A 22,464-nucleotide genomic window follows, 5' to 3' on the forward strand; every position below is an offset into this window, starting at 1 on the left:
TATCCCCCCCCTCCCCCCCCCCCCCCCCCCCCCCCCCCCCCCCCCCCCCCCCCCCCCCCCCCCCCCCCCCCCCCCCCCCCCCCCCCCCCCCCCCCCCCCCCCCCCCCCCCCCCCCCCCCCCCCCCCCCCCCCCCCCGGGACCGGCACCGGCCGGTTCTTCCTCCGGAAGCTCCTCGAAGCCGTCATCAGCATCGTGCTGGTGGTCGTGCTGTTCTTCTTCCTCTTCCGCATGCTGCCCGGCGACCCGGTCGCCGCCATGACCCGCGACCGCGCCACCAGCCCCCAGCAGATCGCCGAGCTGCGCGAGAAGATGGGCGTCGACAAGCCCATCTTCGTCCAGTTCGGCCAGTACTTCTGGAACCTGCTGCACGGCGACCTCGGCGAGTCCCGGCTGCTCAACAACGGCCGCCCGGTCGCGGACATGATCGGCGAACGGCTCTGGCCGACCATCCTGCTCGTCGGCAGCGCCACCATCCTCGCCGTGCTCATCGGCCTGTGGCTGGGCATCCGCGCCGCCTGGCGCCGCGACAGCTTCTTCGACCGCGCCCAGACGGGGATCGCGCTGACGCTGTGGTCGGTGCCGCAGTTCTGGCTCGGCCTGATGCTGCTCGTGGTCACCGGCGGCCTGTTCCCCAGCCGCGGCATGCACTCCCCGGACGCCGCGCCGGACGTGCTCTCCCAGACCGTCGACGTCCTGCACCACCTGGTGCTGCCGTGCGTGACGCTGCTGGCGGTGTTCTACGCCCAGTACATGCTGATCATGCGGTCGTCGCTGCTGGGGGAGATGAACGCCGACTACCTCACCACCGCCCGCGCCAAGGGCCTGCGCGACGACCTCGTCCGCCGCCGCCACGCCGTCCCCAACGCCCTGCTGCCGACCACCACGCTGGTGTTCATGCAGTTCGGCCAGGTCGTCGCCGGCGCGGTCACCGTCGAAGCCGTGTTCAGCTGGCCCGGCCTCGGCCAGCTGACCTACGACGCGCTGCACGGCCCCGACCTGCCGGTGCTGCAGGGCGTGTTCACCGTGCTGGCGAGCGCGGTGGTGCTGATGAACCTGCTCGCGGAGCTGCTCTACCGCGTGCTCGACCCCAGGGTGCGTACCTCATGACCACCGCCGAGACCCCGCGGCAGATCGCCTGGAGCCGCCGCCGCGCGTCGCTCGCCCGGACCTGGCGCGAGTTCGCCTCCCAGCGCGCCGCGCTCATCGGGCTGGTCCTGCTCGCCGCCACCGTGGTCGTCGCCCTGCTGCTGCCGCTGATCAGCGACGAAAGCGGCCTCGACGTCACCAAGGCGGCCGGGCAGCCGCTCAGCCCGCCCACCGGCGACTACTGGCTCGGCACCGACAACTTCGGCCGGTCGGTGCTGCTCATGACGATCTGGGGCAGCCGGATCTCCCTGCTCGTCGGGTTCTCCGCGGCGCTGCTGTCGGTCGTCATCGGCACCGTCATCGGTATCACCGCAGCGCACTTCGGCGGCTGGGTGTCGGCGACGCTGCTGCGGTTCACCGACTTCTTCCTCGTCCTGCCCTCGCTCATCCTGGCGATCGCGCTCTCGGCGGTGCTGCCCAAGGGCGTCGGCACGATCATCGTCGCGATCGGCCTGACCGCGTGGCCCAGCACCGCCCGCCTGGTCCGCGCCCAGACGCTGACCATCGAGAGCCGCCCGTACATCGAGCGCGCCCACGCCCTCGGCGGCGGCCACCTGCACGTCATCGGCAAGCACGTCCTGCCCGGCGTGATGCCGCTTGTGCTGGCCAACACCACCCTCGTCGTCGGCAACGCCGTCATCGCCGACGCCACCCTGTCGTTCCTCGGGGTCGGCGACCCCAACTCCGTCACCTGGGGCCTGGTGCTGGAAAACGCCCTCAACAACGGCGCCATCAGCCGCGGCGCGTGGTGGAACGTGCTCCCGCCCGGCATCGCGATCGTCCTCGTCGTCCTCTTCTTCACCCTGGTCGGCCGGGGCCTGGAGACCGTGCTCAACCCGAGGTTGAAGAAGTGACCACCCCGCTGCTGCAGCTCGACGACCTGACCGTCACCTACACCGTGGGCGAGCAGGACATCCCCGCCGTCCGCGGCGTCTCCCTCGGCCTCGACCCCGGCGGCACCCTCGGCATCGCGGGGGAGTCGGGCTCGGGCAAGTCGACCGTCGCGATGAGCGTCCTGCGGCTGCTGCCCCGCACCGCGAAGATCACCGGCGAGATCCTCCTCGACGGCGAAGACGTCACCGCCATGAAGTGGGGCCGCCTGCGCGCGGTCCGCTGGGCGGAGGCGTCGGTGGTCTTCCAGGGCGCCATGCACGCGCTCAACCCGGTCCGCAAGATCGGCGACCAGATCGCCGAGCCCCTGCGGCTGCACCCGCCCGAAGGCGGCAAGGCGCTCACCGACGCCCAGGTCGACGCGCGGGTCGCCGAGCTGCTCACCCAGGTCGACCTGCCGCCGAGCCGCGCCGGCGCCTACCCCCACGAGCTGTCGGGCGGGCAGAAGCAGCGCGTCATGATCGCGATGGCCCTGGCCTGCTCACCCCGGCTGATCATCGCCGACGAGCCGACCACCGCCCTCGACGTCATCGTGCAGGCCCAGGTCCTCGACCTGCTCTCGCGGCTGGTCGCCGAACAGGACATCGGCCTGATCATGATCAGCCACGACCTGTCGGTGCTCGCCGCCACCTGCAAGCGCATCGCCGTGATGTACGACGGGCAGATCGTCGAGGAAGGTCCCAGCGCCGAGGTGATGGGCTCGCCCCGGCACGAGCACACGCGGGCGCTCGCCGCGGCGTTCCCGACCGTCGGCGACCCGGTGTCGCGCTTCGCCCCCGCCACCAGCACCCCGCTGCCGCCCGAACCGGCGGAACGGGTGGCGGGCGAGCCGCTGCTGGCCGCGGAGAACCTGCGCGTGTCCTTCCGCGACCGCACCGGCAAGCGCATCAACGCCGTCGCCGGGGTCGACCTCACGGTGGCGCGCGACGAGATCGTCGCCCTGGTCGGCCAGTCCGGCTCCGGCAAGACCACCCTTGCCCGCACCCTGCTCGGCCTGCAGAAACCCGACTCCGGCGTGGTCCGCTACGCCGGGGACTCGGTGCCCACCGGCGGCGCCGGGCTCAAGGCCTACCGCCGTCAGGTGCAGCTGGTCCTGCAGGACCCGACCAGCGCGCTCAACCCGGCCCACACCGTCTACGAGGCCGTCGCCGAAGGCCCCCGCATCCACAAGCTGGCCGACGAGCGCGTGGTCGTCCACCGGGCCCTGGAGGCCGCGGAGCTGCGGCCGGCGGAGAAGTACGCCGACCGGCTCCCGCACCAGCTCTCCGGTGGGCAGCGCCAGCGCGTCGTCATCGCCGGGGCACTGGCGCTCGAGCCGTCGGTGGTGGTGGCCGACGAGCCGGTCGCCTCCCTCGACGCGTCCGTGCGCGGCGAGATCCTGGGGCTGCTGCTGCGGCTGCGCCGCGAGCTCGGCCTCGCCGCGCTGGTGATCACCCACGACCTGGGCCTGGCCTGGAACATCGCCGACCGCGTCGCCGTGATGTACCGCGGCGAGCTCGTCGAAACCGGGACGGTGGAACAGGTCCTGCTCGACCCGCGGCACGAGTACACGAAGTCCCTGCTGGCCGCCCTGCCCGGCGGCACCGCCCAGCGCCGGACCGTCGAAACCTGACACTGCGGGAACCCCGCCCGAGCGCAGTGTGTAACCTCCGAACGGAAATGGCGACCACCACCGACCCCGCGCAGAAGCCCTCGACCGGACTGGCCGAGCGGCTCCTCACGCCTTCGCGATTCCCGTACCGCACGATCGCGATGGGCACGGTCGGGAGCACCCTGCTCATGCTCGCCGCCTTCGGCGCCGGCGGCATCCTGATCAAGGACCCCGTGCTCGGCCACGGCCCGATCTCGTGGATCCGCTACGGCCACGGGCGCATGCTCGCCAACGCCGTCCTCTACACCGGCTTCGGCCTCGTCGTCTGGGCCTGGGTCCGGCTCGGCCGCTACGTGCTGGCCGGCCGCATCGGCAGCCGCCCCATCCTGGTCGCCGCCGGCTGCTGGATGGCCCCGCTGCTGGTCTCGCCGCCGCTGTTCACCCGCGACGTCTTCTCCTACCTCGGCCAGGGCGCCCAGCTGCTCTACGGGCTCGACCCGTACGCCAACGGCCCCGCCGAGCTCGACGTCCTGCCGAACGTCGTGCAGAACGTCCACCCGCTCTGGCAGACCACCCCGGCGCCGTACGGGCCGCTGTTCCTGCTGATCTCCAAGGGCGTCGTCTCGGTCAGCGGCGACAACATGATCCTCGGCGTCATCCTCATGCGCCTCGTGCTGCTGGTGGGGCTCGCGGGCACGCTGTGGGCGCTGCCGCGGCTGGTCAAGCACCTCGGCGGCAAGCTCCCGGTCGCGCTGTGGCTCGCGGTCGCCAGCCCGATGATGGTCATCCACCTCTTCGGCGGCCCGCACAACGACCTGATGATGCTCGCGTTCCTCACCATCGGCGTCCTGGCCGCCCTGGAGCGCAAACACGTCGTCGCGGTCGTCCTGGTGACGATCGGCATGCTGATCAAGCCGACGGCCGCGATCGCGCTGCCGTTCATCGTCTGGATGTGGGCCAACCACATGGCGGGCGAGTCGAAGGTCCGCAACTTCCTGCGCGCCGGAGCGGCGTCGGTCGGGCTGTTCCTGCCGGTGTTCGTCGCCGGCACGTGGATCTCGCTCGGCTCGCTCAACCTCGGCTGGTGGTCCGGGCTCAAGGCCCCGCAGCTCATCGCGAACTGGCTGAACATCCCCACCGGCATCGGCGAGGTGTTCTACAACCTGGTCCACCTCGTGGTGGACGTCCAGGTGTCCCCGTTCGTCACGGTCGCCCGCGCGGCCGGCATGCTCCTGCTGATCGGCTTCGGCATCCGCCAGTGGTGGCTCGGCCGCGGCGGCGGCACCGAGGCCGTCTACCGCGCCGGGATCTCGCTGCTCGCGGTGGCGATCCTCATGCCGCCCACCCTGCCGTGGTACCTGACCTGGGGTTTTGTGCTCCTGTCGGCGTTCAAGTGGCAGCCGCGACACCTCGCGCTGGTGGTGGCGGTCTCGGTGTTCGTGACGCTGGTCTACTACCCGACTGGCGAGCAGGCCCTCTACGACTGGTGGTTCATCGCGCTGGTCGTGGTGGCGAGCCTGTACTCGGCGGCGTCCCTGCTGCGCCCGGACCCGCTGGGCCTGATCGACGCGTGGCGCCGGCCGGAGAAGTTCCTCCGCGACTGAGAGCCGGCCCGGCAGGTCGTTTGAGCAGCACGGCGACCTCGACGGCCTGCCCCTGGCCGAAGCTCGGGGCGAGCGTGGTGAAGGCCTCCCCAGCCGAGCCTGTACGTCCGGACCTGCTACTCCGCGAGTTCGTCATGTGATCAACTCTGGCCCAGCCGCAACGGCCTCAACGGTACAGCCCGGACGATGCCACACCGGTCCGCCGCGGGGACAGCCGATTTCAGGCGCCCGCCCAGCCGCTCCACTTGCGCACCCGCGTGACCACCACCGCGTGCTCCGGCGGCCTTTCCGCGTACTGCTCGTATTTCGCGACCAGCCACGAAACCGGCTCCGCGCCCGGCGGCAGGACCCGTGCCGAACCGTCCGCGCGGGCCCACCACAGCCGCGACCAGTCCTCGTCGTAGCCGTCGGCCAGGAAGCACACTGCCGGGTTCTCCGCGATGTTCGCGAGCCGCCGCAGCGCCACCGTCGACTTCGGCTTGTGGTCGACCGCGAACGCCACCTCGTCGCCGCGCACCGCGAATGTCACCGGCACCAGGTGCGGGATCCCGGCAGCCGAGACCGTCGCCAGGCGCGCCACCCGTGCCGCGGAGAACCGCTCCCTGGCTTCTTCGGGGGTCATGTCAGCGCGGGGGAGTCGAAGGTCAGCGTCCCCAGGTCCGCGTCCAGCGTCACCGGCACCCCCAGCGGCAGCGTCGGCGACGACGCCACGTGCCCGAACCCGAACTCCTCCACCATCGGCACCCCCAGCGGCCCCAGCCGCTCCAGCAACAGCGCCCGCACGTCCGACGGCGCGCCGCACGCCGCCCACGAACCCAGGACGATCCCTCGCACCCCGGTGAACCAGCCGCTGCGCAGCAGCTGCGTCAGCATCCGGTCCAGCCGGTACACGCTCTCGGTGACGTCCTCCAGCAGCACCACCGCGTCCCGCGCGGACCCCTGCTCCGGCGTCCCCAGCCCCGCCGCCAGCAGCGACAGGTTCCCGCCCGTCAATGTCCCCGACGCGCGGCCCGGCACCAGCGGCGAACCGCCGCGCACCACCAGGTTCCGCTCGGGGTCGAACAGCGACCGCCGCAGGTGCTCCACCGCGAAGTCGTCGAACAGCACGCTCGCCGGCATCGGCGAGAACAAACTGGACAGTCCCAAGTGGACGTTCACCGCCCGGTGCAGCGCGGTGACGTCCGACGACCCGGCCAGCACCTTCGGGCCCGCTTCCCGCAGCGCCGCCCAGTCCACCAGGTCCAGCATCCGCTGCACGCCGTAACCGCCGCGCGCGGCCAGGACACATCGGACACCGGGGTCGAGCCACGCCTCGGTGAACTCCGCCGCCCGGGCGGCGTCCGAACCGGACAGGTACGGCGGCGACCCCGGCTCGGCCGTCACGCACGGCCCGACCCGCACCTCGACGCCCCAGCCGCGCAGCACCGGCAACGCCTTCTCCAGCAGGTCCGCCGGCACCGGCCCGGCCGGCGCGACCAGCGCCAGGGTGTCGCCCGCGCGCAGGCGTGGCGGCCTCATCGCCGCAGCTCCAGCCGCGCGACGTCCGGCGTCTCGAACCCGAGCACCTGGCCGTAGAAAGACAGCTCCGCCGCCAGGGCCGCCTCGATCGTCGCGGCCTGCCGGAACCCGTGCTGCTCGCCTGGGAACCGCTGGTAGGCGTACGGGATCCCGAGGCCGGCGAGGCGCGCCACGAACCGGTCCGCCTGCTGCGGCGGGCAGATCCGGTCCTCCAGGCCCTGCTGGAGCAGCACCGGCCCGGCCAGGGTGGCGGCGTTGGCCAGCGGCGAGCGTTCGACGTACTGCTGTCTCGCCGCGGGCAACGGCCCGACCAGCCCGTCCAGGTAGTGCGACTCGAAGTCGTGGGTCTCACCCCCGCCGCCGGCCCAGTCGGCCAGGTCCAGCACCGGGTACATCACCGTGCCCGCCTTGTAGGTCTTCGTCGTGGTCAGCGCCGCCGCGGCGGTGAACCCGCCCGCGCTGCCGCCGCGGATCGCGAGCCGGTCACGGTCGGCCAGCCCGGCCGCCACCAGCGCCTCGGCCACCGCGGCGCAGTCCGCGACGTCGACCACGCCCCACTGGCCGCGCAGCCGCTCCCGGCGGGCCCGCCCGAACCCGGTCGACCCGCCGTAGTTCACCGCCGCGACGGCGAGGCCACGGCTGGTGAAGTAGGCGATCTCCAGGTCCAGCGTCGCGTGGTGCTGCCCGGTCGGGCCGCCGTGGACGTGCACCAGCACCGGCGGAAGCTCACCCGCGGGCGCCGCGAACTCCGGGTTCGCCGGCGGGTACAGCACCACCGGCACCGGCTCCCCGTCCGCCGCGCTGAACACCCGCTCCTGCGGCACCGGCAGGAACGCCGCCGGCAGCTCGGGCTGCGGCGTCAGATCCGTCAGCTCGCCGCTGTCGAGCGCGACGTGGACCACGGCGGACTCGCGCAGCGGACCGGCCGCGACCCCGGCGACCCCGCCGCCGTGCGCGGCGAACCCGGTGCTCGACCAGGCCGTCAGCTCCTCGGCGACCGGCGTCACCGAGCCGTCCGCCTCGTCGAGCACCGCCAGCCGGCCCGACACCAGCACCGCGTGACGGCCGCCGCCCAGCGGCACGAACCACCGCGAGCCCGCCTTCCACAGCGGCCCGCCCAGCTCCCGCTCCACCGGCGCCAGGTTCACCACCGAGCCGTCCAGCCCGATCCGGTGCAGGTTCCACCAGCCGTCCGGGTCCAGCAGCGCCAGCAGCGTTGTCGCCGTCTCCCACTCGACCTGGCACACGGCGACGTCCGGGCCGCCGGCCACGACGCGGTGCGGCCCGAACGATCCGTCCTCGGCCACCGGAGCCACGCACAGCTCGGTGCCGTCCCACGGCATCGCCGGGTGGTCCCAGCCGAACCAGGCGGCGTGCCGCCCGTCCGGCGCCAGCTTCGGCACGGTCAGGAAGTGGTGACTCGCGGCCAGCACCCGCTCGGCGCCGCCGTCCAGCGCGATCGACACCAGCTCCCGCTCGACGTCGGTGGGACGCGAGCCCACCGACCGCTCGCGCACCGCCCACACCTCACCCGGCCGACCCTCCCGGAGGTCGCCGTAGCGGACGCTCTGGGGCCGCGCGGGCTCCGGTGTCAGCGGCGCCACACCGGTTTCGCTCACCGCGTAAACCCGCTGATCCGCCCAGTGCGTGAACACCACCACACCCCCGGCGACCACCCACGGCCGGCCGCCGTACTCGTGCAGCCGGTTGCGGACGCTCCACGGCGCCGGCAGGACGTCCTCGGTGCCGCCCGGCACCGCCCGCACCAGGGCGACCCGCCCCTGCTCACCGGGCCGCGCCTCGGCCCACCACACCTCGTCCCCGACGACGTCGAGCCACTGCGGGCCGCCGCCGGCGGCGGCCACGGCGGCGGCGGTGATGGGCGAAGACCAGGTTCCGTACGGGGCGATCCGAGACACCCCCAGAGGCTAGCGGCCCGCGAAGGTGGGGCGGCGGATGCCGATCATGCGCCGGTGGCCTAGGGTCGTCGGTGCTATGTCTCGCGTAATCCACGTCTTCCGCCAGCCGGATCGGTTCGTCGCCGGCACCGTCGGCGAGCCCGGCGATCGCACGTTCTACCTCCAGGCCTCCGAGGACGTGCGCACCATCAGCGTCACCATCGAAAAGCAGCAGGTCGTCGTCCTCGCGGAACGCCTCAGCTCGCTGCTCGAGGAGGTCGCCAGCCGCTTCGGCGCCGACGTGCCCGAGGACGTCCCCGACGACCTCGTCGACGTCGACCCCCTGACCGTGCCGGTCGAGGAGGAGTTCCGGGTCGGCACCATGGGCCTGGGCTGGGACGCCGACAGCAGCGCCGTCGTCGTCGAGCTGCTCGCCATCACCGAGGGCGAGGTCGACGAGACGGTCGTGCTCGACGACACCGAGGAGGGCCCGGACGCCGTCCGCGTGTTCCTCACCCCGGCCGCCGCCCGCGCGTTCGCCGAGCGGGCCGACCGGGTCGTCAACGCCGGCCGCAAGCCGTGCCCGCTGTGCGGGGAGCCGCTCGACCCGGCCGGGCACATCTGCCCCCGGCAGAACGGCTACCGGCGCGACACCGACGCGGGCGAAGACTGACCATGGCCGACACCCCGGCGGACCAGCCGGACCCGGCCGACCCGGCGTCGCGCGAGCTGGTCACCCACGGCCGCATCGACGTCGAAGGCCGGCTCGTCGACGCCTCCAACGTCACGCTCTTCTGCGCCATCGAGCTCGACGGCGTCACCGGGCGCGTCGTGTACAAGCCGGTGTCGGGGGAGCGGCCGCTGTGGGACTTCCCGGACGGCACGCTCGCCGGGCGTGAAGTCGCCACCGCGATCGTCGCCGACGCCGCCGGCCTCGGCGCGATCCCGCCGACCGTGCTGCGCGACGGCCCGTTCGGCCCCGGCATGGTCCAGCTGTGGGTCGAGACCACCGAAGACGACGTCGTCGAGGTCCTCCCGCCCGACGAGGTCCCCGAGGGCTGGCGCGTCGTGCTGCACGCCCACGACCGGCTCGGCGAGCCCGCGGTGCTGGCCCACGCCGACCACCCCGGGCTGCGCGACCTCGCCGCGCTCGACATCGTCGTCAACAACACCGACCGCAAGGGCGGGCACCTGCTCCCGGGTGTCGACGGGCGCGTCTACGGCGTCGACCACGGCATCTGCCTGCACACCGACCCGAAGCTGCGGACCGTGCTGTGGGGCTGGATCGGCGAGCCGGTGCCGCCGGACACCGTCGAGAAGCTGCGCAAGCTGCGTTCGGAGCTCGACGGCGGCCTCGGCACGACGCTGTCCGAGCACATCACGAAGTTCGAGATCCGCGCACTGGCCGAACGCACCGACGTCCTGCTCGCCGAAGGCATCTTCCCCGAGCCCGGCGACGACTGGCGCGCCATCCCGTGGCCCCTGTTCTAGTCGACGACGCCGCCCGCGCCCGCCTGGTCGACCGCTTCGGCGCGGAACTGGCCGAGCCGTGGTGCGACACGCTCCCGGACCTGGTCGCCCGGCTCACGGCCACCTGGAACCTCGAAGTCCGCGAAGCGCGGCCGGGCAACACCGGCCGCACCCTGCTGTGCACCGGACCGGGCGGTGACCTGCGCGTTCTCAAGCTGACGCCGGACCCGGAAGTCGCCCGGCTCGAGCTCACCGGGCTGAGCGCGTGGGCCGGGTGCTCGCGGGTCGTCCAGGTGCTCGACGCCGACCTCGACGCCCACGCGATCCTCCTCGAAGGCCTGGTCCCGGGCACGCAGGTGGACGGCGACGTCCCCTGGGCGCAGCTCGGCGAAATGCTCGACCAGCTGCACGCGGCCGAACCGGCCGGGCAGGTCCGGCGGCTGGCCGAGGGCATCGACTTCATCTTCACGCTGTCGGAACGCCGTCGCCGCGAGTCCCCGGCCGCGGCGCACCTGAGCGCCGAGACGCTGCAGAAAGGCCGGGAGCGGGCGCTCGAGCTGGCCGGCAGCGGCCCGGTCACGCTCATCCACGGTGACCTGCACCCCGCCAACGTCCTCGACGCCGGACCCGCGCGCGGCGCCGTCGCCATCGACCCGCGCCCCGGCCTCGGTGACCCGGCGCTCGACGCCCTCGACTGGATGTTCGTCCCGGTGGCACGCGGCGGCACGATCGAAGACGGCCTCACCGCCCTTGCCCCGCACGTCGCGGGCTTCGACGCCGACCGCGTCCGCGCCTGGTGCGTCGCGATGGCCCCGTTGGTCGCCCTCGGGCCGCTGCGCCGCGGCGAACCGTCGCCGTTCACCGACGCCGTCCTGCAGATGGCGCGCTGACCGGCGTGGCGTCACCCGCCCGGGTCGCCCGGGCCACTAGCGTCGCTGGCCGTGCGCTCCCATTCCTATGACGACGTGCTCGCCGGCCCGCGCCGCAAGAAGGTGCCGGAGGTCCCCGCCGAACCCGGCCTGGTGGTCGAGGACCCGGCCAGCGGGTTCTGCGGCGCCGTGATCAAGATCGAGTACGGCAACGTCGTGCTCGAAGACGGCAAGGGCCGCCACCGCGTGTTCCCGCTGGCCCCCGCCGGGTTCCTGCTGGAGGGCAAGCCGGTCACGCTCGTGCCGGTCAAGACGGTGAAGGCGCCGGTCAGGCAGGTTTCGGCGTCCGGGTCGGTCAAGGTGCAGGGGCTGCAGGCCCGCGTCGCCCGCGACTCGCGGATCTGGGTGGAGGGCAAGCACGACGCCGAGCTCGTCGAACGCGTCTGGGGCCACGACCTGCGGGTCGAAGGGGTCGTCGTGGAGCCGCTGGACGGCGTCGACGTCCTGTCCGACCGGATCGCGGAGTTCGGCACCGGGCCCGGCCGGCGCCTCGGCGTGCTGGTCGACCACCTCGTCTCCGGCAGCAAGGAGTCCCGGCTCGTCGGCGCGATCCATGACGAGAACGTGCTGGTCACCGGCCACCCGTACATCGACGTCTGGGAAGCCGTGCGGCCCGAGGCGGTCGGCATCCGGGCGTGGCCGAAGATCCCGCGCGGCACCGAGTGGAAGCAGGGGATCTGCGACGCGCTCGGCTGGGGGCAACCTTTTGAAGGCTGGCAACGTGTGCTGAGCGGGGTGAGCAGTTTCCGCGACCTCGAGACCCCGCTCATCGGGGCCGTGGAACGGCTCATCGACTTCGTCACCGAGCCGGCGGAAGAGGCCTGAATGTCCGAATTGTCCAAGGTCACGCGTAGGTCACGTCGAGTCACTGCGCCGGTGCGAACCGGCGCGATCTGAGAGCATTAAGCCATGTCTTGGGCACTGGTCTGGTTGATCGTCGGCATCGCCCTGGTGATCGCCGAGGTCCTCTCCGGCGACTTCGTGCTGATCATGCTGGGCATCGGCGCGCTGTTCGGCGCCGGGGCCGACGTCATCACCGGGAACGTCTTCGTCGACGTCGCGGTGTTCGCCGTCGCGTCCGTCGGCATGCTGATGCTGGTGAGACCCGCGCTGAAGCGGCGGCTGCTCGCCGGCTCGTCGCACCGGACCGGCATCGACGCGCTGATCGGCGCCCGCGCCGTCGTCGTGTCCACAGTGGACTTCGAGGCCGGGCAGGTGAAGCTGGCCGGCGACGTCTGGTCCGCCCGCAGTCTCTCCGAGGCCCACGAGCCGATCGCGCCCGGCACGTCCGTCACCGTCGTCGAGATCTCCGGCGCCACCGCTGTCGTGTCGGCCGAGCCGTGAGCCTGGGCCTCGTCACCGTCCCCGAGGGCCGGGCCGCGGTGATCGAACGCGGCGGGCGGTTCCGCGCCGTGCTCGGCCCCGGCCGGCACTTCGTGCTCCCGTTCGCCGACCGGGTCCGCGCCCGCGTCGACCTCGGCGAGCAGATCCTGTCCGCCCCGCCGCACGCCGTCGAAACCGGCGACGGGCAGGAAGTCCACATCGGCTTCGAAGTCGTCTTCGCGGTCACCGACCCGCGCCGGGCGACGTACGAAACCACCAACCCGGCCATCGCGATCGAACAGCTGACCCGCACCGCGCTGCGGCAGGAAGCCGGGCTCACGACGGCCGAGCGCGCCGTCGCCGCGCCCGGGGACCTGCACCGTACAGTGTGGACGGTCCTGCACGACACCACCGGACGCTGGGGCGTCACCACGCGGGAGCTCAAGCTCGCGGTGCGCCCGCCCGCGGCGCCCGGACCGCCGTCAACCGCGCAAGAATGGTACTAGGTAAGGGGAAGAGCTCTTGACCGGATTTGTGATCGGCCTGGTCATCGTGTTGGCCTTGCTCGTGATCATCACGATCGCCAAGGCGGTCATGGTCGTGCCGCAGGCGCAGTCGGCCGTGATCGAGCGACTGGGCCGGTTCCGCACGGTCGCCTCGCCCGGCCTGAACATCCTCGTGCCGTTCCTGGACAAGGTGCGCGCCCGGATCGACCTGCGCGAGCAGGTCGTCTCGTTCCCGCCGCAGCCGGTGATCACCGAGGACAACCTGACGGTCTCGATCGACACCGTCGTCTACTTCCAGGTGACCGACTCGCGTGCCGCGGTGTACGAGATCTCCAACTACATCGTCGGTGTCGAGCAGCTGACCACCACCACGCTCCGCAACGTGGTCGGTGGCATGAGCCTCGAGCAGACGCTGACCTCCCGCGACTCCATCAACACGCAGCTGCGCGGGGTCCTCGACGAGGCGACCGGCCGCTGGGGCATCCGCGTCGGCCGCGTCGAGCTCAAGGCGATCGACCCGCCGCCCTCCATCCAGGACTCGATGGAGAAGCAGATGCGCGCCGACCGTGAGAAGCGCGCCATGATCCTCACCGCCGAAGGCCAGCGGGAGTCCGCGATCAAGACGGCGGAAGGCCAGAAGCAGAGCCAGATCCTCTCCGCCGAAGGTGCCCGCCAGGCCACCATCCTCGCGGCCGAGGCCGAGCGGCAGTCCCGGATCCTGCGGGCCCAGGGTGAGCGCGCCGCGCGGTACCTGCAGGCGCAGGGCCAGGCGAAGGCGATCGAGAAGGTGTTCGCCGCGATCAAGGCCGGCCGCCCGACGCCGGAGGTGCTGGCCTACCAGTACCTGCAGACGCTCCCGCAGATGGCGCAGGGCGACGCGAACAAGGTCTGGATGATCCCGAGCGACTACGGCAAGGCCCTCGAAGGCTTCGCCCGCGCGCTCGGCGCCCCCGGCGACGACGGTGTGTTCCGCTACGAGCCGCCGAAGGAAGATGACGTCCCGGCCAAGCCCGACCTCGAGGACGAAGAGGTCTCCAGCTGGTTCGAGACGAAGAGCGACCCGAAGGTCGCCGAGGCGGTCGCGGCGGCGGAAGCCGTGGCACGCCAGGAGGTCCCGGCCCTCGGCGTCGCGACCGGAACGCCGCCCGCGCGGCCGCAGATCCCGCGTCCGGCACAGCAGCAGCAGGCGCCGGAGCTGGAAGAGGCGGAGGAGGAGCGCGGCACCGAGGTCGCGCCCGCGCCGCAGCAGCCGTCGACACCGCAGAGCGGGCTGCCCCAGCCGCAGTCGCCGTCCCCGCAGCAGCCGCCGGCCGGCCCGCCGCCGGGTGGCCAGTACCAGGGCCCGCCGCCGCAGTCCCCGCCGCCGGGCCAGTTCGGCGGGCCGCAGCAGAACCCGGGCAGCGGGCCGTTCCCGCAGCAGCCCCCGTTCGGCGGCCCCCAGGGCGGCCCGCGCCGCTGACGTCAACGCCGTGAAGGCCTCCCACCACGCGGTGGGAGGCCTTCACGGCGTTTCAGGCTCGCTGATAGACGCTCGCGTCGTCGATGTCCACCTTGGACCGGTCCTTCAGCCAGATCACGCACAGGACCGAAACCACCGCCGACAGCACGATGTACCCCGAGATCGAGTACGGCGTTCCGGTCTGGTGCAGCAGCCACGTCGCCAGGAGCGGCGCCGGGCCGCCCGCGAACACCGACGCCAGCTGGTAGCCCAGCCCCGCGCCGCCGTAGCGCAGGTGCGTCGGGAAGCTCTCGCCGATCAGCGCCGCCTGCGGGCCGTACTGCAGCGCGTGCGGGATGAACGACACCACGACGATGACGAACACCAGCGCGTGGCCACCACTGGTCAGGACCGCGAAGTAGGGGAACGCGATCACGCCGGTGAGCACGACTCCGGACAGGTAGACCTTCTTGCGCCCGTACCGGTCGGACAGCTGCGAGAACAACGGGATCATCAGCAGCTCCAGCGCGGCGCCGACGAGCACCGCGTTGAGCACGAACGTCTTGCTGAACTCGTGCCGCGCCACGACGTAGATCAGCACGTAGCTGGTGAACAGGTAGAACGGCATCTGCTCGCTGAACCGCACGCCGGCCGAGAGCAGGATCTCGCGCCAGTGGTGGCGGATCGCGTCGAGCACCGGCGTCTTCGCGGTCTTGCCGCTCTCGACCAGCTTCGCGAACATCGGCGTCTCGAGGATCTTCAGCCGGATCACCAGGCCGACCGCGACGAGGATCAGGCTGGCCAGGAACGGCAGCCGCCAGCCCCAGGAGTCGAACGCCGCGGGGGAGAGGACCGCCGAGAGCAGCGTCATGCCGCCGGTGCCGAGCACCAGCCCGACCGGCACGCCGATCTGGGCGAAACTGCCGAGCAGGCCCCGTTTCTTCTGGTCGCCCCACTCCATTGCGAGCAGCACCGAGCCGCTCCACTCTCCCCCGATCGCGATGCCCTGGACCAGCCGCAGCAGCACCAGGATCAGCGGCGCGGCAAACCCGATCGCCGCCGTGCCGGGCAGCATCCCGACCACACCGGAGGAGATGCCCATCAGCAGCAGCGTGACGATCAGCGTGGTCTTGCGGCCGATCCGGTCGCCCCAGTGCCCGAAGATCGCGGCGCCGACCGGGCGGGCCGCGAAGCCGACCGCGTACGTCGCGAACGACTGCATCGCCCCCGCGTACGCGCTCGAAGCGGGGAAGAACAGGTGCGGGAAGACCAACGCGGCCGCGGTGTTGTAGAGGAAGAAGTCGTACCACTCGATGGTCGTGCCGATCGCGCTCGCCAGCGCCGCACGCCGTACCTGCACTCGCCCCGTCTTGCTGTCCGGCTCCACCTTGTGAGTGACGCCGTTGTCTCCCAGGACCATCTCGCAACACCTCCGGTGACTGATGTCACACAACAGTGTGACGCCCGTCGACGAATTCGGCGATCGATGACCGTGATCGTGGCTAACGCGTGAAGAACCGCCGGGCGGCCCGCGGCGCCCACAGCAGGCCCACGACGGCGACCTGGATCGCGCCGACCACTGGGATCACCGCGTGGAACATCGGCGACGACGACCACGAGTAGACGCTGAACACCACCGACAGCAGCTGCGACACCGTCGTCAGCCGGCGCGTCCACGGCCGTGCCCGGGCCAGCTTCACCACCAGCAGCAGGCAGACCAGCAGCAACAGACCGTGGAACACGGCACCGGAGACAACGGCGATGTCGGCCGAACGCGCCACCTCGGCCGCTCCGAAGTCCGGGTGCCGGCCGGCGATGACGTCCCGCAGCGAGCCCTCGCCGGCCGCCATGACGATCGGCACCACGAGGTGGCTGAGCGCGACGAGCACCAGCAGTCCGCGGGCCAGCTGGACGGCCGGCGGCACCCGGCGGCCGGTGGAAAGGGTGGTCATCTAGTCCTCCTCGATCCGGCGGGTCCGGCGCCACCGCGGCCCGGATGAGGGAGCCGGCCGCGCGGTGCGGCGGCCCCAGGCCTCGGTCAAGCGGGTGATCAGCACCCGTGCGGTCACGACGTCTTCGTCCGGCCAGTCGGCGACGACCTCCGCGAAGACCGCCGACCCGGCTTCGACGGCCGAGTCGAGCTCGCCCTGTCCCGACTCCGTCGCCCGCACCAGGAACGTGCGCTGGTCGGCCGGGTCCGGCTCGACGGCGATCCGGCCGGCCCGTTCCAGCGCGGTCAGGTGGCGGCTGGTGGCCGACGCGGTGAGTCCGAGCTCCGCGGCGAGCGTCGCCGGGCGCACCGGTCCCTCGGCCGCGACCGTGCCGAGGATCCGCATCCGTGTCAGGTCCAGGTGCCGCGAGATCCCCCGGTGCCCCTGGTCGATCAGCTCCATCACGGCCCGGGCCAGCTCGGCCCGTTCATTTCGTTGCGCCACGAAACGAGTCTACCGCACGCAAAACCTGCAGATTCGGCAACTTTGCAGACTCTGCAAGTTTTGCTACCTTGGGTTCATGGACACCGACGGCGCCGGGCTCCGGGAGCGCAAGAAGCAGCAGACGCGCATCGCGCTGAGCTGGGCGGCGATCCGGCTGACCGTGGAGCGTGGGTACGACAACGTCCGGATCGAGGACATCGCCGCCGAGGCCGGGGTGTCCACCCGGACGTTCAGCAACTACTTCGGCAGCAAGGGCGACGCCATCGTCGCCCGCCACCACGACCGGGCCCGGGCGATCGCGGCGGCACTGCGCGAGCGCCCGGCCGGCGAGCCGATCTGGGACGCCGTCACCGAAGCCACGCTGGCCGGGTTCGCCCTGGGGCAGCCGGTCGACAAAGGGCGGCCGGCGGACCAGTCGTGGGTCGAAGGGCTTCGCCTGATGGTCGCCGAACCCGCGCTGCAGACCGAGTTCCAGAAAGCCGCCGCGGCGGCCGAAGCCGAGATCGCCCACGTCGTGGCCGAACGCACCGGCGCCGTCGACTTCTACCCGTCGCTGGTCGCGGGTGTCGTCGGCGTCGCGCTGAACGTCGCCACCTGCGAATGGCTCCGCGTCGACCCGCCACCACCGATGGACGAGCTCTTGCGCGACGTGTTCGGCCGGCTCGCCGCCGGCCTGCCCGAACCGCGCTGAACCACTGAAAACTGGGGCGCCCGGCACCCGCCGGGCTGGTTTGTCGTGCCCTTTTCCTTCCACCGCAAGGAGTTCCGTCATGGAAGACGTCGTCATCGCCGGGGCCGGCCCGACCGGCCTCCTGCTCGCCTGCGAGCTCGCCCTCGCCGGCGTCCGCCCGCTGGTCTTCGAGCGGCTGCCCGAACCGGCCCCCGAGAACCGCGCCAACGGGCTCGTCGGCCAGGTCGTGCGCCTGCTCGACCGCCGCGGCCTGCACGAGCGGCTCGCCGGCCCGATCGGCCCGCCCGTGCCGGCGTTTGTCTTCGGCGCGATGCGCCTGGACCTCACCCTCGCCGAGCACAACTCGCTCACCATCCTCGGGGTGCCGCAACGGCAGGTGGAGGCGATACTCGCCGAACGCGCCGCCGAGCTGGGTGTCGAGATCCGGCGCGGCCACGAGCTGACCGGCCTGACCCAGGACGAGGAGAAGGTGACCGTCCAGGTCACCGGCCCGGACGGGCCCCTCGAGGTGACCGCGCGCTACGTGGTCGGCGCGGACGGCGGCAAGAGCGTCACGCGCAAGCTCGCCGGCATCGGCTTCCCCGGCGTCACCGAAGACCGCACCATCTCCTACAGCTCGAGCGCGACCGTGCCCGCGGAGCTCGTCGACCCGGTGTCGGGCGGCCTGAAGGTGCCCGGCCACGGGGTCGTCCCGCCGTTCTTCCACTACCGCACCGAAACCGGCCTCTTCGTCTTCGCGCCGTTCCCCGGCCGGCCGCTCGTCACCACGATGGAGTGGACCGACGACGACAACAACGACGACGACGTCCCGATGACGCTCGACGAGCAGCGCGCGAGCATCCGCCGGGTGCTCGGCTTCGACCTGCCCCTCGGCCCGCCCGAGGGTGACGGGCCGCGCCTGCTGCGCCGGCTGCGGGGCCGCAACACCCGCCTCGCCGACCGCTTCCGCGAGGGGCGGGTGCTGCTGGTCGGCGACGCGGCGCACGTCCACTCCGCGATCGGCGGCCCCGGGCTCAACCTCGGCCTGCAGGACGCCGTCGGCCTCGGCTGGAAGCTCGCCGCCGAGGTGCGCGGCCACGCGCCGGCCGGCCTGCTCGACACCTACGAAAGCGAACGGCGGCCGGTCGCCGAGCGGGTGGTCATGCACACCCAGGCCCAGTCCGCGCTGATCGCGCCGGGCGGCGACGTCACGGCGCTGCGGCAGCTGTTCGGCGAGCTGCTCCGGCAGCCGGGCACGGTGCAGCACATCGCGGACCTGATGTCCGGCGCCGACGTCCGGTACGCGCCGGGCACCGACCACCCGCTCGACGGCCGCTGGGCCCCGGACCTGGTGCTCGACGACGGGACCCGGCTGGCCGAGCTGACGCGGACCGCCCGGCCGCTCCTGCTGGACCTCACCACGAGCGCGTCGCTGGGCGACGAGCTGACGGGCTGGACCGACCGCGTCGACGTCGTCACGGGGAAGGCGTCGGCGCCCGCCACCGCGCTGCTCGTGCGTCCCGACGGGTACGTCGCCTGGGCGTCGAGCTCGGCCGAGCCGGACGAGGGGGACCGCAAGACGCTGCGGATCGCGCTGGAACGGTGGTTCGGCAGCCCCGTTGACATGTAGGAGATATCCTACGTATGGTCGCGGGCATGACGATCACCCACGCGCAGTTCCTGACCCTGCCGGTCGCCGACCACGCCCGCGCGCGCGACTTCTACGTCGGCAAGCTCGGCTTCGAGGCGCTCGTCGACCGCCGCACGCCCGAAGGCGGCCGGTTCGTGATGGTCGCGCCGAAGGGCGCGCAGACCGGGATCGTGCTGACCGACCAGCCGATCACCGGCATGGAGCCGGGTCCGCGGCACTTCCAGCTGCAGACCACCGACCTCGACGCCGACGTCGCCGCGCTGCGGACCGCCGGAGTCGAGGTCGCCGACCCGGACCACCGGCCGTGGGGCCGCGCGACGTCGTTCACCGACGTCGACGGCCACACCCTCGGCCTGCTGGAGCCGTCGGACTTCGGCACTGTGCCGAGCTGATGCCGGTCAACGACGACGTCTTCGCCGCCCTGGCCAGCCCGGCGCGGCGGCAGGTCCTGCGCCTGCTGCTGGACGGCCCGATGGCCGCCGGCGCGATCGCCGAGCGCTTCGCGATGGCCCGGCCCAGCCTCTCGGAACACCTTCGGGTGCTGCGCGAGGCGGGCCTGGTCACCGAGCAGCGTCAGGGCCGCAACCGCGTCTACCGGCTGGACGCGGCCCCGCTCGAAGAAGTCGCGGACTGGCTCACCCCGTATGAGCGCTTCTGGCGGACCAAGCTCACCAACCTGCGTGACCTGCTCGACGAGGAAGAGGACCTGTGACCGACGAAGACCCGACCGCCATCCACGTCGACCAGTTCCTCGCCCACCCGGCCCGCAAGGTGTGGCGCGCGCTCACCGAACCGGACCTGCTCGAGCGCTGGATAAACATGCCCAACGACATCAAACCCGTGGTGGGACATCGGTTCGAGCTGCTGGCCGAGCCGGTGCCCGCGGCCGGGTTCGCCGGCGGGCCGGTGGCGTGCGAGGTCCTCGAGGTCGAGCCCGAGCGCAAGCTGAGCATCCGCTGGGGTCCGCAGTGGACGGTCACCTGGCGGCTCGAACCCGAGGGTGACGGCACCCGGCTCTTCCTCAGCCACGAAGGCTTCGACCCGGACGACGAGCTCCAGCGCGTCTCGCGCCGGATCATGGGCGGCGGCTGGCGCTCCCACGTGCCACGCGCGCTCGCCCGCTTGCTCGACACCCTGCCCGATCCGGCCCCGTTACGATCGGGAGGTGAACCCCGCCGCCGCTGAACCCGCCGAGCCGAAACCGCTGCGCGCCGACGCCCGGCGCAACCGGGCGCGCGTGCTGGAGGCGGCCGAAAGCGTGTTCGCCGCCAAGGGCACCGGGGCGCCCACCGAAGAGGTCGCCCGTGCCGCCGGGGTCGGCATCGGCACCGTCTTCCGGCACTTCCCGACCAAGGAAGCCCTGCTCGAAGCGGTGCTGGTCGCCCGGCTGCGCCGGTTCGTCGACGAAGCCGAAGCCGTCGTCGCGGCCGACTCGGCGGACCCCGGTGACGCGTTCTTCGCCTTCCTGACCAGCTGGATCGAGATGTCCAGCGCCAAGAACGCCTACTTCGAAGCGCTCACCGCGGCCGGCGTGACCGTGCCGGTCTCGAAGTCCGACATCGGCGCCCGGCTGCTCGAATCCCTCGGGGTGCTGCTGTCACGAGCGCAGGACGCCGGCGCGGTGCGCAAGGACCTCGTCGTCGGCGAGCTGATCACCGTGATCATCGGGGTCGCGAAAGCCGCCGAATACGCCAAGGACGCGCACCTGCGCGACCGGGCCGTCACGATCCTGTTCGACGGCCTCCGCCCGTCAGCGGGGGACCGGCGCTGAGCCGACCGGCTCCAGCGTCGGGCGCTTCGCGGTCAGCGTGTCCCCGGAGGACTCACCCTTGACGCGCCGCCGCACCCACGGCAACGCGTGTTCGCGCGCCCACTGCAGGTTCTGGCTGCGACGCTCGGCCGGGCTCAGCACCACCCGCGGCGCCGGCTCCGGGTTGGTCAGCGGGTGCTCGACGCCGAGGACGCGCAGCACCTCGATGGCGACCTCGGTGTGGCCGAGCGCGTTGAGGTGCAGGCGGTCCGGCGCCCAGAACCGCCGGTCGCAGAGCTGCCGCATCGACCACAGGTCCACCAGCAGCGCGTCGTGCCGGGCCGCGATCCCGCGCACGAGCTCGTTGTAGATCGCCACCCGGCCGCGGATCGCGCGGAACAGCGGGTCCTCGACCCCGTCGACCCCGGTGAACAGGATCAGGCGGACGCCGGTCGCGCGGATCCGGGCGACCGCGGCCTCGTAGTCGACGAGCAGCGCGTCGATGTCGACCTTGGGCCGCATCAAGTCGTTCCCGCCCGCGTAGAGGGAGACGAGGTCGGGTTCCAGCGCCAGCGCCGGCTCCAGCTGCTCGGCGAGCACCTGCGGCAGGAGCTTGCCGCGGATGGCGAGGTTGGCGTACCGGAAGCCCGGCTCGCGCGCGGCGAGCTGTTCGGCGGTGCGGTCGGCCCAGCCGCGCACGCCGTTCGGGGCGGCCGGGTCGTCGTCCCCGACGCCTTCGGTGAACGAGTCCCCCACCACCACTAAGCGCTTGCTCATGTCTGCAGTCTAAGCAGGCGCCCGCGGAAAAAGGATCACACCCCTGGGCCGCGGGTGGATTACGGTGACGGGCATGGCCGATGTTCGTGTGGGTGTGGTGTTCCGTCCGCAGTCGCCGCCGGAGGAGCTGCGGGAGACCGTGATCGCGGCCGACCGGGCCGGCATCGACGAGCTCTGGCTGTGGGAGGACTGCTTCCGCGAAGGCGGCCTCACGACGTCCGCGGCCGCGCTGGCGTGGAGCGAACGCCTCACGGTCGGCATCGGGCTGCTGCCGGTGCCGCTGCGCAACCCGGCGCTCGCCGCGATGGAGATCGCGACGCTGGCGCGGATGTTCCCCGGCCGCTTCGTCCCGGCGGTCGGGCACGGCGTGCTCGACTGGATGGCGCAGGTCGGCGCCCGGGCCGCGTCCCCGATGACGTTGCTGCGCGAGCACACCGACGCCGTCCGGCGGCTGCTGCACGGCGAGACCCTCAGCGTGACCGGGCGGTACGTGCAGCTCGACAACGTGGCGCTGGACTGGCCGCCGGACCAGGTGCCCCCGCTGGTCGTCGGCGCGCGCGGGCCGAAGACGGTCGCCCTCGCGGGCGAGGTCGGCGACGGCGTGCTCCTGGACTCCTTTCTGGTCACCCCGAAGTACGTCGCTTCGGAGACGGCTCGAGCCACCGAGGCGGCAGAGGCCGTTGGCCGTCCGGCACCGCAGGTCATCGTCTTCACGGAGATCGAACCGAACGTGCCCGCCCTCGGCGACCGCGCCCGCGACCTGATCGCCGAGCTGGCCGCCGCCGGCGCGACGTCCGTGATCTTGCAGTGCCCTTCCGACCACCCCGACCCGGGCCCGCTGATCGCCGCCCTGAGCCGCTGACGGC

24 protein-coding genes and 1 pseudogene are annotated in these 22,464 nt (G+C 72.6%); 18 read left to right on the top strand and 7 right to left on the bottom strand.

Going from position 1 to position 22,464, the window contains the following annotated elements; all coding sequences use genetic code 11:
* Nucleotides 1-136: 136 nt before the first annotated feature.
* The 4 genes and pseudogenes from ACZ63J_RS06150 to mptB all read left to right on the top strand — a co-directional run.
* Nucleotides 137-1,108: pseudogene (locus ACZ63J_RS06150) on the top strand (ABC transporter permease); the annotation flags it as partial.
* Nucleotides 1,105-2,001, top strand: coding sequence for an ABC transporter permease (locus tag ACZ63J_RS06155; protein WP_465304870.1), 897 nt, complete (start codon nucleotides 1,105-1,107; stop codon nucleotides 1,999-2,001). The pseudogene ACZ63J_RS06150 and the gene ACZ63J_RS06155, both read left to right, overlap by 4 nt.
* Nucleotides 1,998-3,650 carry a nickel ABC transporter ATP-binding protein NikE gene (nikE, locus tag ACZ63J_RS06160; RefSeq protein ID WP_465398309.1) on the top strand — a complete coding sequence of 551 codons (1,653 nt, stop codon included), beginning with the start codon at nucleotides 1,998-2,000 and terminating at the stop codon, nucleotides 3,648-3,650. Before ACZ63J_RS06155 ends, nikE begins: the two co-directional genes overlap by 4 nt.
* Nucleotides 3,651-3,697: 47 nt before the next feature.
* The gene (mptB, locus tag ACZ63J_RS06165; protein ID WP_465398310.1) at nucleotides 3,698-5,233 is read left to right on the top strand and encodes a polyprenol phosphomannose-dependent alpha 1,6 mannosyltransferase MptB; all 1,536 of its coding nucleotides are present in this window, start codon (nucleotides 3,698-3,700) and stop codon (nucleotides 5,231-5,233) included.
* Nucleotides 5,234-5,453: 220 nt separating this feature from the next.
* On the opposite strand, the gene ACZ63J_RS06170 is transcribed toward mptB, so the two are convergent.
* From ACZ63J_RS06170 to ACZ63J_RS06180, 3 genes are read right to left on the bottom strand one after another with little or no spacing between them, the layout of a single operon-like run.
* The gene (locus tag ACZ63J_RS06170) at nucleotides 5,454-5,855 is read right to left on the bottom strand and encodes a TIGR03668 family PPOX class F420-dependent oxidoreductase (protein WP_465398311.1); all 402 of its coding nucleotides are present in this window, start codon (nucleotides 5,853-5,855) and stop codon (nucleotides 5,454-5,456) included.
* Nucleotides 5,852-6,751: a S66 peptidase family protein gene (locus ACZ63J_RS06175; protein WP_465398312.1), complete on the bottom strand. Its 900-nt coding sequence runs from the start codon at nucleotides 6,749-6,751 to the stop codon at nucleotides 5,852-5,854. Before ACZ63J_RS06175 ends, ACZ63J_RS06170 begins: the two co-directional genes overlap by 4 nt.
* The gene (locus tag ACZ63J_RS06180; protein WP_465398313.1) at nucleotides 6,748-8,670 is read right to left on the bottom strand and encodes a prolyl oligopeptidase family serine peptidase; all 1,923 of its coding nucleotides are present in this window, start codon (nucleotides 8,668-8,670) and stop codon (nucleotides 6,748-6,750) included. Before ACZ63J_RS06180 ends, ACZ63J_RS06175 begins: the two co-directional genes overlap by 4 nt.
* A gap of 76 nt (nucleotides 8,671-8,746) precedes the next feature.
* Between ACZ63J_RS06180 and ACZ63J_RS06185 the strand changes: the two genes are divergently transcribed.
* The 7 genes from ACZ63J_RS06185 (at nucleotide 8,747) to ACZ63J_RS06215 (ending at nucleotide 14,336) form a co-directional block, all read left to right on the top strand.
* Nucleotides 8,747-9,322, top strand: coding sequence for a DUF3090 domain-containing protein (locus ACZ63J_RS06185; protein WP_465304883.1), 576 nt, complete (start codon nucleotides 8,747-8,749; stop codon nucleotides 9,320-9,322).
* 2 nt (nucleotides 9,323-9,324) lie between these two features.
* On the top strand, nucleotides 9,325-10,140 hold the full coding sequence (locus ACZ63J_RS06190; protein WP_465339479.1) for an SCO1664 family protein: 816 nt from the start codon (nucleotides 9,325-9,327) through the stop codon (nucleotides 10,138-10,140).
* Entirely contained in the window at nucleotides 10,125-11,009 is an 885-nt protein-coding gene (locus ACZ63J_RS06195) for an aminoglycoside phosphotransferase family protein (RefSeq protein WP_465398314.1), read from the top strand. Before ACZ63J_RS06190 ends, ACZ63J_RS06195 begins: the two co-directional genes overlap by 16 nt.
* Before the next feature lie 51 nt (nucleotides 11,010-11,060).
* On the top strand, nucleotides 11,061-11,873 hold the full coding sequence (locus ACZ63J_RS06200; RefSeq protein ID WP_465339481.1) for a DUF3097 domain-containing protein: 813 nt from the start codon (nucleotides 11,061-11,063) through the stop codon (nucleotides 11,871-11,873).
* Nucleotides 11,874-11,957: 84 nt separating this feature from the next.
* Nucleotides 11,958-12,392, top strand: coding sequence for an NfeD family protein (locus ACZ63J_RS06205; protein WP_465398315.1), 435 nt, complete (start codon nucleotides 11,958-11,960; stop codon nucleotides 12,390-12,392).
* On the top strand, nucleotides 12,389-12,877 hold the full coding sequence (locus ACZ63J_RS06210) for an SPFH domain-containing protein (protein WP_465339482.1): 489 nt from the start codon (nucleotides 12,389-12,391) through the stop codon (nucleotides 12,875-12,877). Before ACZ63J_RS06205 ends, ACZ63J_RS06210 begins: the two co-directional genes overlap by 4 nt.
* Before the next feature lie 16 nt (nucleotides 12,878-12,893).
* Nucleotides 12,894-14,336 (top strand): SPFH domain-containing protein, encoded by a 1,443-nt coding sequence (locus tag ACZ63J_RS06215; RefSeq protein ID WP_465398316.1) that lies wholly within the window; start codon nucleotides 12,894-12,896, stop codon nucleotides 14,334-14,336.
* 52 nt (nucleotides 14,337-14,388) lie between these two features.
* On the opposite strand, the gene ACZ63J_RS06220 is transcribed toward ACZ63J_RS06215, so the two are convergent.
* The 3 genes from ACZ63J_RS06220 to ACZ63J_RS06230 all read right to left on the bottom strand — a co-directional run bounded on the left by ACZ63J_RS06220 (nucleotide 14,389) and on the right by ACZ63J_RS06230 (nucleotide 16,750).
* Nucleotides 14,389-15,735 (bottom strand): MFS transporter, encoded by a 1,347-nt coding sequence (locus tag ACZ63J_RS06220; RefSeq protein ID WP_465398317.1) that lies wholly within the window; start codon nucleotides 15,733-15,735, stop codon nucleotides 14,389-14,391.
* 82 nt (nucleotides 15,736-15,817) lie between these two features.
* On the bottom strand, nucleotides 15,818-16,267 hold the full coding sequence (locus ACZ63J_RS06225) for a hypothetical protein (protein ID WP_465398318.1): 450 nt from the start codon (nucleotides 16,265-16,267) through the stop codon (nucleotides 15,818-15,820).
* Complete coding sequence (locus ACZ63J_RS06230; protein ID WP_465398319.1) at nucleotides 16,268-16,750, bottom strand: MarR family winged helix-turn-helix transcriptional regulator; 483 nt, start codon at nucleotides 16,748-16,750, stop codon at nucleotides 16,268-16,270.
* Nucleotides 16,751-16,826: 76 nt separating this feature from the next.
* Between ACZ63J_RS06230 and ACZ63J_RS06235 the strand changes: the two genes are divergently transcribed.
* The 6 genes from ACZ63J_RS06235 (at nucleotide 16,827) to ACZ63J_RS06260 (ending at nucleotide 20,842) form a co-directional block, all read left to right on the top strand.
* A complete protein-coding gene (locus ACZ63J_RS06235) occupies nucleotides 16,827-17,441 on the top strand; it encodes a TetR/AcrR family transcriptional regulator (protein WP_465398320.1) in 615 nt (204 codons plus the stop codon).
* A gap of 79 nt (nucleotides 17,442-17,520) precedes the next feature.
* Nucleotides 17,521-19,050, top strand: coding sequence for an FAD-dependent monooxygenase (locus tag ACZ63J_RS06240; protein ID WP_465398321.1), 1,530 nt, complete (start codon nucleotides 17,521-17,523; stop codon nucleotides 19,048-19,050).
* Nucleotides 19,051-19,076: 26 nt separating this feature from the next.
* Nucleotides 19,077-19,463, top strand: coding sequence for a VOC family protein (locus ACZ63J_RS06245; RefSeq protein WP_465398322.1), 387 nt, complete (start codon nucleotides 19,077-19,079; stop codon nucleotides 19,461-19,463).
* On the top strand, nucleotides 19,463-19,783 hold the full coding sequence (locus ACZ63J_RS06250; protein ID WP_465398323.1) for a metalloregulator ArsR/SmtB family transcription factor: 321 nt from the start codon (nucleotides 19,463-19,465) through the stop codon (nucleotides 19,781-19,783). The genes ACZ63J_RS06245 and ACZ63J_RS06250 overlap by 1 nt, the downstream gene beginning before the upstream one ends.
* Nucleotides 19,780-20,256, top strand: coding sequence for an SRPBCC family protein (locus tag ACZ63J_RS06255; RefSeq protein ID WP_465398324.1), 477 nt, complete (start codon nucleotides 19,780-19,782; stop codon nucleotides 20,254-20,256). The genes ACZ63J_RS06250 and ACZ63J_RS06255 overlap by 4 nt, the downstream gene beginning before the upstream one ends.
* Entirely contained in the window at nucleotides 20,237-20,842 is a 606-nt protein-coding gene (locus tag ACZ63J_RS06260; RefSeq protein WP_465398325.1) for a TetR/AcrR family transcriptional regulator, read from the top strand. Before ACZ63J_RS06255 ends, ACZ63J_RS06260 begins: the two co-directional genes overlap by 20 nt.
* Here ACZ63J_RS06260 and ACZ63J_RS06265 read toward each other — a convergent pair.
* Nucleotides 20,822-21,598, bottom strand: a complete 777-nt coding sequence (locus ACZ63J_RS06265; RefSeq protein WP_465439338.1) for an SGNH/GDSL hydrolase family protein — start codon at nucleotides 21,596-21,598, stop codon at nucleotides 20,822-20,824. The genes ACZ63J_RS06260 and ACZ63J_RS06265 overlap by 21 nt on opposite strands.
* Nucleotides 21,599-21,671: 73 nt before the next feature.
* Between ACZ63J_RS06265 and ACZ63J_RS06270 the strand changes: the two genes are divergently transcribed.
* A complete protein-coding gene (locus ACZ63J_RS06270) occupies nucleotides 21,672-22,460 on the top strand; it encodes an LLM class flavin-dependent oxidoreductase (RefSeq protein WP_465398327.1) in 789 nt (262 codons plus the stop codon).
* Nucleotides 22,461-22,464: the final 4 nt, after the last annotated feature.

The organism is Amycolatopsis sp. NPDC104863 (assembly GCF_055582965.1).